Below are 18,411 nucleotides of genomic sequence, written 5' to 3' on the forward strand. Positions count from 1 at the left end.
CAATCGAACGAAATTCTTTTCATGGCGAGTGGAACTATATTATAAAACCCAAAGTTGCCACTTAATTGTTCAAGTTATTTTTACATAACTCCTAATGCGCCAATCAGCGAAACCGGAATCGCAAAAATCGGAATAATTGTGGCTCGCCAGTCTTGGAGAAACAGAAAAATCACCAGGACGACCAGCGCGATCGCTTCCACAAGCGTTTTCACCACTTCTTCGAGTGATGCTTGCACAAACCCAACGGTATCGTAAACAATCTTGGCTTGTAATCCGGGCGGAAACTCTTTCATCAAGTCATTCATTTGCGCCTGAACGTTTTTCGCCACATCCAGCGCATTACTACCTGGTAACTGATAAATTGCGATGCCGATCGCCGGCTTGCCATTATTTCTGGCATTACTAGCGTAAGTCTCCGAGCCGAGTTTGGCATGACCGACATCTTTGAGTTTAATTAAGTCGCCATTACTCCCGGCTTTGATGACGAGATTCTCAAATCCTGATGCATCTTTGAATTGACCATTGACTCGCAGCGGAATTTCATAACTTTGACCCGGAGGTACAGGCTGTTGACCCAACGTTCCGGCTCCGGCGAGAATGTTTTGCGATCGCAGTGCTGTTGCCACATCTGTCACGGTTAATTGCCGACTCGCCAGTGCATTTGGATCGAGCCACAACCGCATCGCATACTCTTTTTCACCAAAAATTGTGATATCGCCAACTCCCGGTGTTCTCAGCAGTTGATCCCGTAAATTCAGGTCAATATAGTTACTAATAAACAGCGCATCATACTCATTATTTTGGGGATAAAGCGCGTACACTAATAAAATGCTGGTTGAAGACGTTTGCGCTGTCACACCGAATTGCTGCACAGTCGTTGGCAAGCGAGGTGTAGCACGGGCAATGCGATTCTGCACATTCACTTGGTCAATATTTTTATCCGTTTGTGACCCAAAATACACTGAAATTTGGCTACTACCGGCTGAACTGTTCGAGGTCATATATTGCATTCCCTCAACGCCGTTAATCTGTCGCTCCAACGTAGTTGTCACGGCAGTTTCTACGGTTTCCACATCTGCGCCAGTATAGGTGGCTGAGACTTGAACGCGAATCGGCGCAATATCTGGCAAGTAATTGAGCGGCAGTAGCGGAATACACACTCCCCCCAAAATCAGAATTACTAAAGTACAAACGGTAGCTAATACCGGGCGTTTGATGAAGGTGTTGGCGATCGACATGATGAGATGTCCTGGATTTAGGATTGCGGTTGAATTGGTGCGCCTTCTCTAAGTTTGAGAATGCCAGCAGTCACGATCGTTTCGCCGGATTTCAGTCCTGAGAGGACTTGATAGTTTGTACCTTGAATGTCACCAAGGCGCACTAAACGCTGATGCACAATTTGCTGCTGTTTGCCGTTTACAGTTTTGTTTTCCGTGACAAATACAAAATTTTGTCCGGCGACGCGAGAAATTGCGGCAGTGGGAATTAAAATACCTGGTTGTCGATTCCAAATCACCCGAGCTCGAACGTATTGCCCATCACGCAGTCGTCCTTGTGAATTTGCAAAGCGTGCCTTGCTCAAAATTGACTGCTGATCGGAACTGACTGAGGGAGAAATGGAGTTGATCGCGCCGTTGCTAATCAATTTCTGTGTGGTGGGATCGATCAACTCAACTGGCAATCCGGTTCGCAGTTGGTTCAATCGATTTGATGGTACAGAAAGATTGATATCTAGCGAATCGTTTTGCGTGATTGTAGTAATTGTTTGTCCAGTGTTGACATAATCTCCAATCTTGACTGGAAAATAACCGACTACGCCAGTAATCGGTGCTACCACTCGTTTAAAATTAAGGTTAACTTGTGAGGCAGCCGTGCTGGCTTGGGCTTGGCGCACATTTGCCTGTGCTTGCCGAATGGCTGCACCTGATGCAGCAACTTGTTTATTTGTGGCTTGCAAGTCTGCGATCGCCGCTTGTAAATTATTTCTGGCAATGTCTAACTCTTGTCTGGCGATGGCTCCTTCGTTGACTAACTGTTGGTTACGATTGAATTGTGTCCGTTGCAGCTGAACATTTGCGGCTGATTTGGTGCGCTGGGCTTCGGCTTGTTGTTGCTCTGCTTGAGCAGTTCCTAATGCTGCTTGCGCTGAACTAGCCGCAGCGATGGAATTGGCAACATTAGCCTGAGTCTGATCTAAACTCAAGGATGCGATCTGTGTACCTTGCTGCACTCGCTGACCACTTGACACGAGAATCGATTCGATTCGTCCTTGAGTTTGGGGCTGTAGCGTGACTTTTTGCTGCGCTTCCAACGAGCCGACAAACACAGAACTTTCTTCGATTGTGCCTGCGTCAATTTTCTGAAGTTTCACCGACAATGGTGGCGGGCCTTGAGCATTTGCTGCCGGATCGTTTTTTTGACAACCACTCGTCAATGCTGTGAGCATTAGTACAATAACTAATACTGGATTTGTGAGTAAACAGTTTAAGTATTTAAGTAGACGATCGCTTTTTAGCATGAAACAAAATGTTAATTAGCTAAATGTATGTGCTGTATAATTTTTCTTCTCAAACGAAGGGATTAAGAAAGCCTATGAACTCTAACTTTGCCGCCAGAAATTTTTTCTATGTCTAATTATTTTTTTTATGATTAGATTCGTCTTTCATTTGAAGCGCGGCTTTACCCAAACAAACTCATCTTTAAAAAATCTCTGGATTAATACATCGCACTCAATGTACGCTGTGGATCATTTAAATTGGCTGACTATCTGTTGGTTTTGCTTGGTTTTGAGTCTGAGGCATTGAAAATTTCTCCTTTGGTATTATTATCAGTACACCTAATTTGGGTTTATATTCCGACTGCTAAAAGAGAGAATTTAAAAACTGTTCTGCACAACGAAAGCGTTGTTCGCTCATTAAAATATGAGCCTGTGGATGGATTCCATTCTGCGACAAAAACTGATGTCGGTTGCTACATTTAAACAAACCCTGGCATTACAATCCTGGTATATTAGACTGCTGCGATCGCTCCTGACAGTAGCACGCCTCAGATTCGCTCCTTTATACTAAAAGTGTTTCAGTAGTCATATAAGTACGATTAAGCACTTAGTTAAGTTACTTGTTTCAATGCAATACCATCTGTTTGTAAAATGAAGCATATTATCAGAATGCAACGTATTCTCTAATGTAGTAAAAGTGGCGCTTTCGGATTCAGCACACAGACTCACGCGATCGCACTCCCAAGATGCAATCGGTATCTTCTGTCCCTTATCCCAGCAGTAAACCAAAATGGCTAATAAAGAGCTATAAACGCTCAAAAAACTAGTTTTTAAGTAATCTGATCACATTTTAGAACAGGCGTTCTCACTACTGAACTGCAAAGCTAGCTTACTCAAAGAAAAGCCTAAGCCAACTATCATACGTAGCCTGTTAATTTTAAATATGGCTAGCTTTCAAAATTGGTTACTTTATCAGCAGAAGTACTAATTTTATGATCGTTTTTTAAATTTTATAAGTGATTTATATCACTCAATATAATTAAGGCTGTGCCATAATCTAGCAAATATCAGGTTTTGTCCCAAGTCCAATAATTATTTAGAGGTAGAAAAATATTGCCCTTTAATCCTGAGCTATGCCGTAACGAAAGCGAAGTTGAAAGCAAACTTATAGTGCAATATTTGCTACCAGAGCTAGGTTATACTCCTGACACCTGGCATCAAGAAGTTGCCATTGGTAGCATCCGCTTAGATTTTTTGGCATTTGCTGCACAAGTGATTCCCTTTGTCTTAGATGCCAACTCACCACTGAGTATCGTCATGGAAGCAAAGCATCCCAGACAAAACTTAAATAATCATATCCATCGACTCAGGCATTATTTAACCAGCTTGAATGTCAGGTATGGATTATTGACTAATGGCAAAGAGATTAGAATTTATCAAAAATTACAATATGATATTCAACTAATATTTCAATGTTCTGGCAAAGAAGTTGAGATGAATTTAGAGAATATTAAAAGTTTAATTGGTAAAGATAGTTTAAAAGAAAGACAGTTGGTAAATAAACCAGAAGTTCAAAAAAATGTAAATATTTTAAATTTGGAAAGTAAAAGGCGGCATTCAATGAAAACAATTGCGGTTTACCATAATAAAGGCGGCGTAGGTAAGACTACTGTTGCAGTAAATCTTGCAGCAGCGTTGAGTAAAAAAGGTAAAAGAGTACTTTTAATTGATATAGATTCCCAAGCAAATACTACTTTTGCTACAGGATTAATTAAATTTCAATTTGATGAAGATGATGATTTACGAGATTCTAATATCTATCATTTATTAGAATCAGGTGACTTTTACTTAATACCTGATGTAATCAGAAAGTCACATTATTTTAACAATCCGGAATTAGATGTTATTCCTGCACATATTAATTTAATAGAAGGACAATATAAACTTAATCAAATTGATGCTAGTAAAACTAGATTAGTTACGAAATTAAAAAAAGTAGAGCAAGAATATGACATTGTTATCATTGATACACCTCCATCTAGAGATTTATATGCTAAAGTCGCACTTGTCGCTGCTGATTACCTAATAATTCCTTCAGATTTAAAGCCATTTGCAAACCAGGGATTGTTAAGTGTCAAAAACTTTATTATAGAAGTTAATGAATTTAGAGAAATGATCGGAAAACCACACATTATATTAATGGGTATCCTGGCTTCAAAAATTTCTACCAATTCTAAATTTTTACAATATACTTTTCCTAAACAAAGGAGTGTGATTTCAGATCGTTATAATCTGCCTTTGATGGAAGCAGTAATTTATGATAGAACTGTACTATCTGAATGTATGAATCAGACTATAACAGTTGGCGATTTAGAATATCCTGATCCAAAATCTGTTGTTAAATATGCAGAAGAAGTAAAATCAGATGCTCAAAAATCTGCTATGGAATTTGACATTTTAGCAGATGAAGTATTAATAGGAATAGGGTTAAAGAAATGATGAATTTTTCTTTGGTAGATGTCAAAAGTATTGCTTCTAATGAACCTCGTTCAAATTTTGCAGAAGCTGATTTAGAAAATCTTGCAGATATAATTATAGAAACTGGAGGAATTATTAGACCATTAGTTGTGAAAATGACAGGAGTAGAGAACTATACGGTAGTTGATGGACATTTTGAATATTATGCTGCTGTCAGGGCAAGAGAAAAAAATCCTCGACAAGGTGAAATGGTTAATGCTTTTGTCATTGCTCCAAAAGTAGAAGATTTAGTAATAAAGCAAGTTGCATCTCTCAAAGGAATTGATTCTTCTGGTAAAGTAACACCACCACAGCCTGAAACGACAAAAATAGAACCACGTCTGGCAAATTTAGAATTGCGTCTTGAGAAGCAATTTAATGAGTTTAAGTCAGAATTTTTACAAGAAAGACAGAGAATAGATAGTCAGTTCAAGCAACTTGAAAACCTTATTCCCCAAAAGAGCGAACATAATCCGCTTAGTATATTGAATACTTTAGATAAAGACGAGTTATCTATAAAGTTACAACGCTCTAGAATTCCTGGTGCAGAAAAACTTGCAAAGGGTATATTTGATGCTCGAAGCAACAAACCCAAACAAGAGTTTGAAGATTACCGCGATGTAGTAAAATCTGTTAAAAGTTTGGGTGATAAAACAATTTTGACTATTATTGATGAGTGGTCAAGAAATTAGTAGTTATTTAAATAAGTTATTCGTAATGTAAAAACTTGCATAGCTATTCTCTGCATCTTTGTATGAGCCATGAGCCACTAAAATAATTGTAGGTTGGATTAATCCAAGTGAAACCCAACAATTAACGTTCAATGTTAGGTTTCGTTGCTCAACCTAACCTACACAACTTTTCTCGATTGCGTGAAAAGTAGGTGTTGCTGAATCAAAGTATAAATCACGCGATCGCACTAATTCATCTTTCTATTCTGCAACGCCGAGTTTTGAATCAAATCTTCTAAAGCCGGAATGTCTTCGCCAGCAGATTATGATATAAATCTAAGGCTTTCTAAGAAAGGCGATCGCTAAATCAAACTATTACAGGATGGCGTAAATCCAGTGACCATCTCAATTAGCCAGACAAGGGGCTTAAGCCCCTTGTTAAAGGTAGGCAAACTTGCGCCACTGTTGTCAGGTTAATTAAAATAAGTCCAAATCTGTTACAGCACCAATACTGCTAGAAGATACCAATTTGGCATATTTCGCCAATACGCCTTTAGTGTAACGCGGAGTGGGAGGTTGCCAGTTGGTACGACGACGAGCCAATTCTTCTTCCGATATATTCAACTGCAACAAACGACCGGGTGCATCAATAGTAATACTATCACCTTCTTCTACAAGAGCGATCGCACCACCAACTGCCGCTTCCGGAGCAACATGGCCAACCACCATACCGTAAGTACCGCCAGAAAAGCGTCCGTCGGTAATTAATCCTACAGCATCACCCAAACCAGCACCGATGATTGCTGAGGTGGGAGCCAACATTTCTCGCATTCCCGGGCCGCCTTTAGGCCCTTCGTAGCGGATGACGAGAATATCACCAGCTTGAATTTTACCCGCCAAAATTGCATCTAAAGAAGCTTCTTCTGATTCAAATACCCTTGCAGGCCCAGTAATTACTGGTTTTTTAACTCCGGTAATTTTGGCGACCGCCCCTTCCGTTGCCAGATTACCTCTCAGGATGGCTAAATGTCCTTGAGGATACATCGGGTTATTCCAAGTCCGAATTACATCTTGATTAACAGATGGTTCTTCTGGTATGTCTGCTAATATCTCTGCAATAGTTTGACCGCTAATAGTAAGGCTATCACCATGTAATAAATCATGCACAAGTAACATTTTCATTACTTGCGGAATACCACCAGCTTTGTGCAAATCTGTAGCAACATATTTACCACTTGGTTTTAAATCACACAAAACGGGAACGCGGGCGCGGATAGTTTCAAAGTCGTCTATAATTAACTCTACATCAGCAGCGCGGGCGATCGCTAAAAAGTGCAGTACTGCATTGGTCGAACCACCGACTGCCATAATCACAGAGATGGCATTTTCTATAGATTTGCGGGTGATAATTTGGCGGGGTAAGATTTGTTTGCGAATCGCTTCGACTAACACAAATGCTGATTTTTCCGCGCTGTCGGCTTTTTCGGCATCTTCTGCCGCCATTGTCGAAGAATAGGGTAAACTCATCCCCAGCGCTTCAAATGCTGAAGACATGGTGTTAGCTGTGAACATTCCCCCACAGGAACCAGCACCAGGACAAGCTCGACCTTCAACTTCTAATAATTCCTTTTCGTCAATTTTTCCCGCACTGTATTGACCAACAGCTTCAAAAGAACTGACAACAGTTAAATCGCGTCCGTTGTAGTGACCGGGTTTAATTGTGCCACCGTAAACGAATATTGCAGGAATATTCATCCGAGCGATCGCCAGCATTGCCCCTGGCATATTTTTATCACAACCGCCAATGGCCAGCACACCATCCATACTTTGTCCAGTACAAGCAGTTTCAATGGAATCGGCAATCACTTCCCGCGACACTAGGGAATATTTCATCCCTTCAGTTCCCATCGAAATTCCATCGCTAATGGTAATTGTGCCGAACACTTGCGGCATCGCTTTGGCGGTTTTAATCCCAATTTCTGCCCTTTGCGCCAGTTGATTTATCCCCATATTACAGGGAGTGATCGTGCTGTAACCATTGGCAATGCCCACAATAGCTTTATTGAAATCTTCATCTTTAAAACCAACTGCACGCAGCATAGCTCGATTAGGCGATCGCTGCACCCCTTGCGTTACAATTTGGCTTCTCAAATTCTCCGACATCTTTTTTCCTTCCGTGCCATCATCGCAACAGTTGTGATTGTATTACCTGATTTTCTCATGGCTGGGCGATGCGATCGAATATGAGTAATTCTCTATGTTTCACCGTGTCTTTTAGTCAGTCCTAATTAGAATAATCTTTATCTAAGCATTTGTATAAAATAGGAATGATTATTGTGTGTTATACCAATTCTGTATAGAGATGCGCCAAATTCTATCAGAAACAAACCGCATAGACAAGGCAGTGCGCCCTTGCAGTTCCCCGACTTAAAACAACTGCCACATAAAGCGACTACTCTTACGAGAACGCTAAGAGCAAACCCGCAGGTAGGACGCATACTCCTACGGAGAAGCAAGCTACGCGTAGCGTCTCGTTAGAGAAGGACACAAAGGAAGAAAGAAAATTTGGCACAGCCTCATAAATAAATGCTATTAGACATCTAGAGTGGCGGAAATAATAGGATAGCAATACGAATTTAAATATGAAAAAAAGCCATTGCCGCAAGTTGAGGCACTGACTTTCTATGTTTATAGCTCAGTATATTGATATCGATTCCGGTGCAAAGTTGGAGACACTCTAACTTTGCACTAGAGTTTTTCTTCCAAATTATATCTGCCTTGAAAATAGTGACTAGGGACTAAGGGCTGGAAACAGATATTTTCATTCTCTAGTACAGCACGGCGTAAATAAACATACCATTTCAAATGGTGTAAAAGCCCGAAATACAATTATACGTGACTTTTGACTTCCGCCTTGTGGTACGTGGTACTAGTGCCTTCTGCCTTCTGCCTCCTGCCTTATTTTCAAGGCAGGAATATTAAATCAAAGAATGATGTCACTTCCCACTAATTGTGGTGCTCCTATAAGCCTAATTTCAAAATTAGCCGATAGATTCCCATCAGTATTACCTTGCAGAATACCTTCGGAATAGCGGATTTGACCGGGTGCGGAGAATTGACCACTTCCAATGAAAGTGAAAGCTTGGTTGCCCCCAATAGTAGAGTTGGCATCGATAGTAGATAGATCGATTCGATCGCCTGGCAAATTACCGTTTCCACGAAAGTCAGTGATTATGTCACGTGACGAAAGTAAACTATCAGAAGTTGAGTTGTACTTGAAAATATCATTACCCGATCCTCCAGTGAGAATATCTTTGCCAGTACCGCCAGTCAGGACATCGTTGCCAGCACCACCGATAAGAGTATCGTTGCCACCATTACCAAAGATGTTATCGTTGCCACTACCACCGTTAAGGAAACTGTTGCCATTACCACCTGTAAGGGTACCATTATTACCACTAATGCTACCGCTATCGCTCTGACCATTATTGCTACTACTGCTATGACTACTAGAACCAGCACTAACACTGCCGCTACCGGAGGAGATTGATATTGAAGTTGCCATTGATGAGTTTCTCCTAAACTTAGAGTAAAAAAAATTACGTCTTTACTTCCCCATTATAAAACGGCATTGCTGAATGAAGAGTATAAATTTGGTTTCCTTTAAAGGCATAAAATAAACAATTTTAAACATAGAATTTGGGAATTTCACACTTTCATTTAGCAATGCCGGCAAAACAAGGTCAAAAGCTTGCGAGTAGCAATATATTCTTGAACCAAACCTGATTGGAACAGGTCTTGACTATTAAGTTTGAATATTTGAGAATATTTGAGAATATTTAAGAAGTACTGGATGTATTTGATGAAGTTCATATCAAAATTGCACTAAAACTCCTTTATTGTTTCGTCGTTTTGGTATTAATATTCATATTCTCACTTTCCAGTCTTAACTTAATTTACAGCTATTTTTAATTAAATAGACCACGCAATAGGGGTACAAAGCCTTGCGCCCCTATGACAGATATGGTTGAAATACATGAAAACTGCTGCAATTGGCATTAGGTATAAATCATAAACAAGAACCCCACTTCTAAGCGCTTGTTCTTAGAAGTATGGTGTGAAGCGCTTTTGCAAGAGGTCTATTAGATTAAAGGATGATGTCGCTTGCTACTAGTGGTGGTGCTCCTGTCAATCCAATTTCAAACTCAGCTGAGAGATCCCCATCAATGTTAGCTTGAAGAACACCTCCTGAATAACGAACCTGACGAGCTGCGGTGAATGCGCTAGATCCAATGAAAGTGAAGGCTTGGTTGCCTGCTACACTAGAGTTAGCATCAATAGTAGATAGATCGATTTGATCGCCTGTAAAGATACCGTTTCCAACGAAGTCAGTGATCACATCCCGTAACAAACCAGTAGGACTATCTGAAACTGAGTTGAAATCGAAAATATCGTTGCCAGCACCGCCAATAAGAGAATCAGTTCCAGCACCGCCACTAAGGATATCGCTGCCACCATCGCCATTTAAGGTATCGTTGCCAGCATTGCCGTTTAGGACATCACTGCCAGCACCACCATTTAGGATATCGTTGCCAGCATTGCCGTTAAGGGTATCGCTGCCGACGTTGCCGTTGAGGATATCGTTGCCAGCATCACCATTTAAGATATCGTTATCGGCATTGCCGTTGAGAATATCACTGCCATCACCTCCATTTAGGGTATCATTACCAGCATTGCCGTTAAGGATATCGCTGCCAGCATTTCCATTTAAGATATCGTTGCCGGCATCGCCGTTAAGGATATCGCTGCCAGCACCCCCATTTAGGGCAGGACGAAAGAGAAGTGGGGAACCGTTGATGGTATTATTATCATTAAAAATGGTACCGTTGACAATTGCCATTAGTAAATTTCTCCTGAACTTAGAGGATAAAAATAACCTCGTAACTTTACCATCAGAAAACGGTGTTGCTGATTATGAGTATGAATTTGGTTTCTTCCAAAGGTCTAAAAGAAACAGTTTCAAAGATTGAATTTTTAAATTTCACACTGTCATTCAGCAACGTCAAAAAAACAGGGTAAAGAAATAATGAGTGGGAAGAGATAACTGACGCACACTTAGTTGCAACAGGTCTTTGCTCTTAAGTTTGAAGATTTGACAAGCACTGAATGTATTGATGACGTTAGCATCAAAATTATGTCAATAGTGATGTCCTTATGTTTTTACTGATTGCAGTAGCAGGCTGCTATAACATAAGTAAACTTCCTCATACAGAAGCGCATAGATTTTAAAACGTTTTGATTCTATTTGTAATCACAAAACTATAGTATTACTTTCAAGCCTAATTTTTTCTATCTATAAGAAAGAGTAATTAACCTTATTTTATTTCTCTCGCTAAAACAAAATCGGAAACCTTTTCTCTGACATCTTTTTCATGAAGTGGCATCATCGCAACTATTGCGATTTTATTACCTGATTTTCTGATGTATAAGCAACACAATTTAATAAATATAAACTATAAGAGGTCATTTTAAAAGTAGTTGGCAGTGATTTTAATCACATTTTTACCTTTCTTAATCTTCCCTTTAAATTAGAGAGACTAATACCAAGTTGCAATCAGATGTAGTATTTTCCCCCTACCTACCAAAACTAATATTTTTGAACGTAACTCGGTATAAATAATTCAGTTTCCTTCCCAGTGCATCATCAAGGGTTAGGGTGGGGTAAACAAATATTTAATACCTACTACAGACTTTTCAAACATCTTCCAAGAGAGACAAGCTAAATTTATCTCTTTTTTAACTATTCAATTATCAAAATTCTGCATACTGCCTTATTTTCAAGGCAGATAATATTAAATTAAAGAATAATGTCGGTTTCCACTAGTTATGGCACTCTTGCAAGCTGAATTTCAAATTTAGCTGCTAGATCCCCATCATTGCTATTTTAGAGAATACCTCCTGAATAACGGATTTGACCGATTGCAGAGAATACAGTTTCCAACCAAATCAGCGATCGCACTTTTCTCAATCCTTGCCTCCTCTCACTCAAACTACTGCTCTATCTCATTCCTAGACTGATACTCTTTTTTCATAAAGATGTGACTAAAGGATAACTCTGGTGACTACTGGCAAGGCTATCTCGACTACACCTTATTAATTATTTAACTAGAAACTTTTACGGTTCATAATACTATACATATATAAATAAATAAAAACTCAAACTGTTACAGCAATTGTAGCGATTCCAACAGGAATTTTAGGAATACTTGGAGCGATTTAGGCAATATTGTATTTCAGATATACCCAAAATCCTCAAGCAAGTTTTGAATTGTTTTTTTACTTTTTTTGTGCCGGTTTGATTGCTGGAATAGTTGGTCTAATTATTGGTTTTTTATTTCAGACGATTGTAGGTTAGTAAAATATCAGATTTGGGATGGACATTGGACATTATTAGGAGGTTCTTTTAGAGGAAAGTGTTGAGTGCTGAGTAAAAACCCAGTAATTTCAGGGTTTTGAGCAATCAGCAATGTCTTAACTGCCGAGAAGATTGCTATAACTAACTGCACTTGATATCACGGTACTTTTTTTATATACCAGGAGGCAGGAGGCAGGAGGTAAAACTATTGGTAACTCTAGCATTCACCCCATCCTTATGTCCTAACCTGTGTGACTACGGCTATAAATCAAAAAAGTGGCATTCATTTATAAAGATTGAATGCCACTTTGTATTTCTCTAAATTCCTGATGACGAAGGTATTTTACCATCTCAGTACTGAGTGCTGTTAGCGTCAGCGAAGCGTTTAGCCTGTGCCTCAGCTTAGAGTATTTTTATTCTTACTCAAGCACTTTAGTACTATGGTTAATGCCCCGACGCCAGTTCTCTCAAGTCGGGAAAGCCGCCCACGATACTGGCTCTCCCTGGTGGGCGGTCTTTTAACTCAGGATTCGGAAAAAAGGAACTCAGCACTTTTCATCCAGGTAAAGTTATCCCAGTCACAGCGATCGCACCTGCGATTGCACTGGCGAAAAGGGAAGTAATCGCTGTCCCAAATATCCACCACGCAGCACTGGCAACGGTTTTCTTGGTTTCTTCAGCTTGCTTTTTAGTTTGCTCTTGAATCGCTTTCAGGCGTTTTTTGGTTTCTTTCTGGATGCGTTCGGCTCGTTGCAATACGCCATCCCGCGCTGATTCTATTTGATTAATTATTCGGTTAGCATCTGCCTCGGAAATATCTTCACGAGAACTCAATACAGCAACTAAGGTGTCACGATCGAATTCGCTAAGGCGATCGCGCAATGCTTCAAATCCGGCTTGCGGATCGTCGAACACTTTCGCAAAGTCTTGCTTAATCCCTTCATAGTTGAGTTCGGAACGATCCAGAGAGTTGAGATAGTTGCGAACTTTCGCAAAAACTCCATCCAGCACTGATTGCACCTTTTGCTGAATCTGCTGGAATTGTTCGACAATAGAGCTGCGAACAGAATCAATTTGATCCACAATTCGGTTAGCTTCCTCTTCTGAGATATCCTCACGTTGGGATAATAGCGCCACAATTGTCGAACGGTCAAATTTAGAGGCGCGATCGCTTAAACTCCCGATTCCAGCACGGGGAGAAGACAGCAGCAATTGTAAATCGCGTTTGATTCCTTCAGGGTTGAGTTCTTCTTTGTTGGTATTACGCAGATATTCTTCGAGATTGGCTTCAAAATCTAAAGCTTGTTGAGTAGTACGCTTGGCTAAACGTCGTGGCGCTTTCAGGATATCACCAATGGCATCTTGAGCGCGATCAATGATCTGATTAACCTGCTCTTGGCTCAAGTCTCCGCCTTGACTGACGAGTTTAACCAAGGTTTCTCGATCGACATTAGACAAACGATCGCGCAGTGCTAAGGCTCCAGCTTGAGGATCGTCGAGTAATTTTTCTAAATCGGCTTTAATACCTTCTGGATTAAGTTCTTCCAAGTTGGTATTGCGGAGATATTCGGCGATCGCTTTTGTAGTTTTTTCGTACTGTTCCTTTGCTTGTTGCGGTACTTGTAAAATACTATCTCGGACTGCTTCAAGCTGATCGAGAGTTTGGTTTACCTGTTCTTCGCTCAAATCTTGACGCTGACTGAGCAGTTGTACCAGTGTATCGCGGTCAAATTGCGATAGGCGCGATTGTAAAAGGCTAATTCCGGCTTGGGGATCGTCTAGTAAAACTTTAAACTCGCGTTTGATAGCTTCGGGATTGAGTTCGTCTTTATTAGTATTCCGCAGATAGTCTTCAACTTTTTGACGCAGTTCATCGGCTTTTGCTTTTGCTTGTTCTTGCAATTCTCTTGCACGATTCAAAAAATTATCGCGGTTGCGTTCGAGTTGACTAACAATATTATTAGCTTCCTCTTCGCTGATATCTTGACGCTGACTGAGTAATTGTACAAAAGTATCGCGGTCAAATTGCTCGAAGCGGCTACTTAAATCTTCAAAACCAGCTTGGGGATCGTCCAGCAACTTGCCAAAGTCCCGTTCAATACCTTCAGGATTGAGTTCGTCTTTACCCGTCGAACGCAGATAATCTTCGATGCGGCTGCGAAAATCTTGCCCTTTTTCTTGCGTTTGAGCCTGTTTGACAGTTTCTAAAACTTCCAGGCGATCGCTTTCCATTTGTTCGGAAATTTCTTTCACCTTGGCTTCACTAATATCACTACGTTGCTTTAGCAAGTTGGTGAAATATTCTTGATTTATTTCTTCTAACTCTCGTTTGACAGTTGTCGGATCTGCATTCACGTCATAGATGACTTCTTTAAATTCATCTACTAAGGTAATTCGGTTAAAGTGCCAAGGAAACGATTGCAATATATAGTCTTCTATATCTGCTTTAATCGTGTTTTCCTGTGATATTGGTAATTTTGCAGATACTTGCTCAGTTGCTTGCTCTTTAAACTTTTTAAATTGTTCTGTGATTTGCTCGACATCAACATCTTGAACTTTTTCTTTCAGTTTTTGCAACTGAGTTGTAATTTTATTTACATCGATATTAGAAAGGTTTACCCCTTCTAAAACTGCTGGTGCGGCAGCACTTAAGCCATACCTAATAGCTTGCTTGATTATACCATTGCCATTACCGCCTCCGATTGTAACTAGTTGTTGAAGCCGTTCACCCAATTGCTCAGAATTAAGTTCTTCAGGAGTAGCAGACTTGAGTAAGTTAAGTACTTGTTCTGTGGGATTTTTGCGATTTAAAGCTTGTTGCCATGCACCTTCAAATTGGTCAGTGAGACTATTGATATCTTCTTTAGATAAATCGCCACGGCTGCTGATTAAATCAACAAATGTTTGACGATTAACATTTTGTAAGAGGTCACTGTTACCAACAGATTGTAAATCTGTATCTTTAAGAAGCTGGTCAAATTGACTCCGAATTTCTTTAATATCCAGCTTTGGTAATTGCAGAGAGCTTAAAGAACTTTGAAGGGTATTTTTAATACCTTCAGAATCAAAACCGGAAGTTAATTCCCGCCGGACTGCGGCTGTAATATCTTCAGCAGTAGAAACTAATTGTTTTTTCGCACTATTAGCAGCGATGCCAGCAGTTGCCGTGCCCATCAGAGTTTGAAAACCAGAAGTGACAGTATTAGATATAGAACCAATTAAAGAACCTACTGCCGACGAACCCAACCAGATTACTAGTGAAAAATAGGTAGACCAGATGACTACACCAATAATTGCTCCTAAAAACGCGCTTTCAATTAGGCTCAGTTTTACTGCTAAAAAACAAGCAATAAATAATGCGATGCTAACGGTTATTAACGCCCAAGTACCAACTTTAGCTTGACCTTTACGAATTGTCTTACCCAAACTTTCAGACTCATCATCAGAATCTGAGTCAATTTCCCAAGATGAAATCCCGACAGCAACTGATAAGTTTGTCAATAATAATTGAAAGGCAAATGCCATCAAAACTCCAGTTATTAATGCCACGAAGAATTGAGGCCCAGAAAAAAGTACCGATGCTTCTTCTGGAGTTAGTACTTCCTGAGCTAAAGTTAGTGGCGTTAATCCAAAAGATAGCCAATTCCACCCCCAAATAGTTAAAACACCTTGAAACATAGGATTTTCTCTCTTTTACTCAACTAAATATCCATTCACAAAATGGCTTGTTTCTCAGCTTAATTACTATTTATAAAAATTGACACTTTCTTAGGTAATAGGTTTATTTGCCACAAGTCGTATTTAAAATAATAAATATTTTATTATTTATTCTTACAAGGTAATAATGTATCTTTTTTAGCTTGCTTACAATCTGAAAAATAAAGTTTATTTAACAAAAGTAAACTTTATGATAAAACTGTATCTACTGATATAGTAAGTTTTCAACGGGTACATTACAGTAGCTAGCGGTAAAAAATAATATTTTTTGGGATTATTCTTTTATTGAATAAATTAAAAATCTAAACAACTATTATGTATAAACTTTAGAAAACAAAACATATTTTATAGTTGCTCTAAGATTTAGTTACTAACTTAAGATAAAACCACCTATATCTAATGATAGAGACAAAATTTCTTCCAGGCGATTGATGACAAATAAACATAAAGATGTATTAATGAGGGTTACTACGAGCTATAAATTAGTAGATAATTGATTTTGGCTGAGGAGAAAAAATAATGGTTGTAGGTCTACATAAACGTGCTGTAGGTGTATTTTCTCATCGTCGAGATGTTGAACATGCCCTACATGAATTAAAAAAAGTTGGCTTTGACATGGACAGAGTTTCTGTCATTACCCAAGATGGAGACAGAGACGATATTGCTGGTGCGGATGTGAGCGATCGTGTCGGCGATCAATCTGATGAAGGTGCTAAAGTTGGAGCAGCTACAGGCGGTGCGTTAGGCGGATTAGCTGGCTTATTGGTCGGTCTTGGTACTTTAGCTATTCCTGGAATTGGGCCAATTATGTTGGCCGGAGCCGCAGCAACGACCCTAGCTACAACTCTTGCAGGGGCTGGTATTGGTGCAGTAGCTGGTAGTTTGCTTGGTGCGTTAATTGGTTTGGGAATTCCTGAAGAACGAGCTAAAGTTTACGACGAACGTGTTAAACGAGGACACTATTTAGTAATTATTGATGGTACAGATGCAGAAGTCATCAGAGCAGAAGCAATTTTAAATAATCAGGGTGTGGAAGAGTTTGGCATTTACGAGCATCCAGATGCGACAAATGCAACCACTGGTTATGTGGCTCCAACTCCAACTGCGGATTATCCAACCACTGGTTATGTGGCTCCAACTCCAACTGCGGGTTATCCAACTACGGGTTATAGTGGTGTTGGCAAACGTGCGATCGGGGTATTTTCTCATCGTCGAGATGCGGAAGTAGCAATTACAGAATTGCGAGATGCAGGTTTTTCTTTGAATCAAGTCTCCATCATTGCCAAAGATACAAATGGTGGTGGGATCGGTGGTGTAGATGTAGATAGAAATGTTGGTACTGGAAATAAAGCAGATGATGGTGCAAAAGCTGGAGCTGCTACAGGTGGTGTTTTAGGCGGCTTGACTGGCTTATTAGTTGGACTGGGAACTCTAGCAATTCCTGGAATTGGGCCTGTAATTGCAGGTGGCGCAGTTGCAACAACTTTGGCGACAACATTAACTGGTGGTGCGATCGGTGCAGCAGCCGGGAGTATTGTCGGCGCACTCGTTGGCTTGGGAATTCCTGAAGATAGAGCGCGAGTATATAGCGATCGCTTCCAAAAAGGCGACTACTTAGTAATTCTTGATGGTACGGAAGCTGAAATCCAGCAAGCTGAAGCGATTCTCAAACGTCGAGGTATTGAAGAATTTGCAATCTATGACGCTACTGAGATTAGTGAATATCGCCCAGGTTCGGATCGAGTAAGCGATCGCGATGCAGCAGTAGTCGATCCCATTCGCCCCAATTACTCAACAGAGATTAATAAAAACGATCCTTCTGTAATTATTGTCGATCGTCGTGATGAAGTACTTTAACCAAAAGTAGTTTTCACCTACACTAATTAGACAAAATTGCAAGAGCAATAATTTTAAAACTTTGCTCCTGCACTAAAAAAACTTGCTCCTCACTTTTGCTGTAAACACCAACAAATTTCACTTTCTGATTAAGAATTAAATCAATGAAAAAGCTAACCCCCTTCGTAATTAGTTGCCTTTTAGTGTTTGGTGTTGCTGCTTGTGATAACGCTTCTAAAACAAGTGAATCTGCACCAAGCAATCCTAATGAAGCTGCCCAAACACCAAGTGCAAAAACAACAGATGCTTCTCAAAAAGACGCGCAAAGTGATGTTCGGAGAAGACAGTTAAATGAGGATATTCGTGCCCGTGAACAGCGCAATAATGCTACTGGTGGCGATACAACAAGAGCTAAAGGTGATTTAGAAAGTGAAGTTCGTTCTAAATTGGAGGCTAATATTCCCAAGAGTCAACTAACAGTTAATGCCGCAGACGGTGGTGTTGTTACAGTTGCCGGAACTGTAACCAATCAGCAGGAGTTGGCTAAAATTGAACCTGAGGCTAAAAAAATTAAAGGTGTCAAAAGTGTAGTTGTGAAAGCAACAGTTGCCGCACCAAAAAAATAAGGTAGCTAACAATAAATCCAAGTAAGTAGACAAGCAAAAAAAGATTTAAATGCTCTTACTTGGTTTAAGTGGTCAGTAATAAGTTTAACTGACCACTAATAATTCAAAACTGACGATTTTAATAAATATATT

11 protein-coding genes are annotated in these 18,411 nt (G+C 39.9%); 5 read left to right on the forward strand and 6 right to left on the reverse strand.

Annotated features, from left to right (window positions below; genetic code table 11):
• Positions 1–80: 80 nt before the first annotated feature.
• Both V7K79_RS13375 and V7K79_RS13380 read right to left on the reverse strand, forming a co-directional pair.
• Positions 81–1,238 (reverse strand): efflux RND transporter permease subunit, encoded by a 1,158-nt coding sequence (locus V7K79_RS13375; RefSeq protein WP_335048314.1) that lies wholly within the window; start codon positions 1,236–1,238, stop codon positions 81–83.
• Between the two features lie 17 nt (positions 1,239–1,255).
• A complete protein-coding gene (locus V7K79_RS13380) occupies positions 1,256–2,446 on the reverse strand; it encodes an efflux RND transporter periplasmic adaptor subunit (RefSeq protein WP_335048316.1) in 1,191 nt (396 codons plus the stop codon).
• A gap of 309 nt (positions 2,447–2,755) precedes the next feature.
• Between V7K79_RS13380 and V7K79_RS13385 the strand changes: the two genes are divergently transcribed.
• The 3 genes from V7K79_RS13385 (at position 2,756) to V7K79_RS13395 (ending at position 5,706) form a co-directional block, all read left to right on the forward strand.
• The gene (locus V7K79_RS13385) at positions 2,756–2,980 is read left to right on the forward strand and encodes a hypothetical protein (protein WP_335048318.1); all 225 of its coding nucleotides are present in this window, start codon (positions 2,756–2,758) and stop codon (positions 2,978–2,980) included.
• Positions 2,981–3,610: 630 nt separating this feature from the next.
• Entirely contained in the window at positions 3,611–4,996 is a 1,386-nt protein-coding gene (locus V7K79_RS13390; protein WP_335048319.1) for an AAA family ATPase, read from the forward strand.
• Positions 4,993–5,706 carry a ParB N-terminal domain-containing protein gene (locus tag V7K79_RS13395; RefSeq protein WP_335048321.1) on the forward strand — a complete coding sequence of 238 codons (714 nt, stop codon included), beginning with the start codon at positions 4,993–4,995 and terminating at the stop codon, positions 5,704–5,706. Before V7K79_RS13390 ends, V7K79_RS13395 begins: the two co-directional genes overlap by 4 nt.
• Before the next feature lie 456 nt (positions 5,707–6,162).
• Here the strand turns inward: V7K79_RS13395 and ilvD are convergent, their stop codons facing one another.
• From ilvD to V7K79_RS13415, 4 genes are all read right to left on the reverse strand, one after another.
• Positions 6,163–7,848 carry a dihydroxy-acid dehydratase gene (gene ilvD / locus V7K79_RS13400; protein ID WP_335048323.1) on the reverse strand — a complete coding sequence of 562 codons (1,686 nt, stop codon included), beginning with the start codon at positions 7,846–7,848 and terminating at the stop codon, positions 6,163–6,165.
• 820 nt (positions 7,849–8,668) lie between these two features.
• Positions 8,669–9,250 carry a M10 family metallopeptidase C-terminal domain-containing protein gene (locus V7K79_RS13405; RefSeq protein ID WP_335048325.1) on the reverse strand — a complete coding sequence of 194 codons (582 nt, stop codon included), beginning with the start codon at positions 9,248–9,250 and terminating at the stop codon, positions 8,669–8,671.
• Positions 9,251–9,832: 582 nt separating this feature from the next.
• Positions 9,833–10,585 (reverse strand): calcium-binding protein, encoded by a 753-nt coding sequence (locus V7K79_RS13410; protein WP_335048326.1) that lies wholly within the window; start codon positions 10,583–10,585, stop codon positions 9,833–9,835.
• A 2,070-nt stretch (positions 10,586–12,655) separates the two neighbouring features.
• Entirely contained in the window at positions 12,656–15,778 is a 3,123-nt protein-coding gene (locus V7K79_RS13415; protein ID WP_335048328.1) for an MFS transporter, read from the reverse strand.
• Between the two features lie 558 nt (positions 15,779–16,336).
• Between V7K79_RS13415 and V7K79_RS13420 the strand changes: the two genes are divergently transcribed.
• Complete coding sequence (locus V7K79_RS13420; RefSeq protein WP_335048329.1) at positions 16,337–17,674, forward strand: histidine kinase; 1,338 nt, start codon at positions 16,337–16,339, stop codon at positions 17,672–17,674.
• A gap of 143 nt (positions 17,675–17,817) precedes the next feature.
• Complete coding sequence (locus tag V7K79_RS13425; RefSeq protein WP_335048331.1) at positions 17,818–18,279, forward strand: BON domain-containing protein; 462 nt, start codon at positions 17,818–17,820, stop codon at positions 18,277–18,279.
• Positions 18,280–18,411: the final 132 nt, after the last annotated feature.

The organism is Nostoc sp., from assembly GCF_036917575.1.
In the GTDB taxonomy this organism is placed as follows: domain Bacteria; phylum Cyanobacteriota; class Cyanobacteriia; order Cyanobacteriales; family Nostocaceae; genus Nostoc.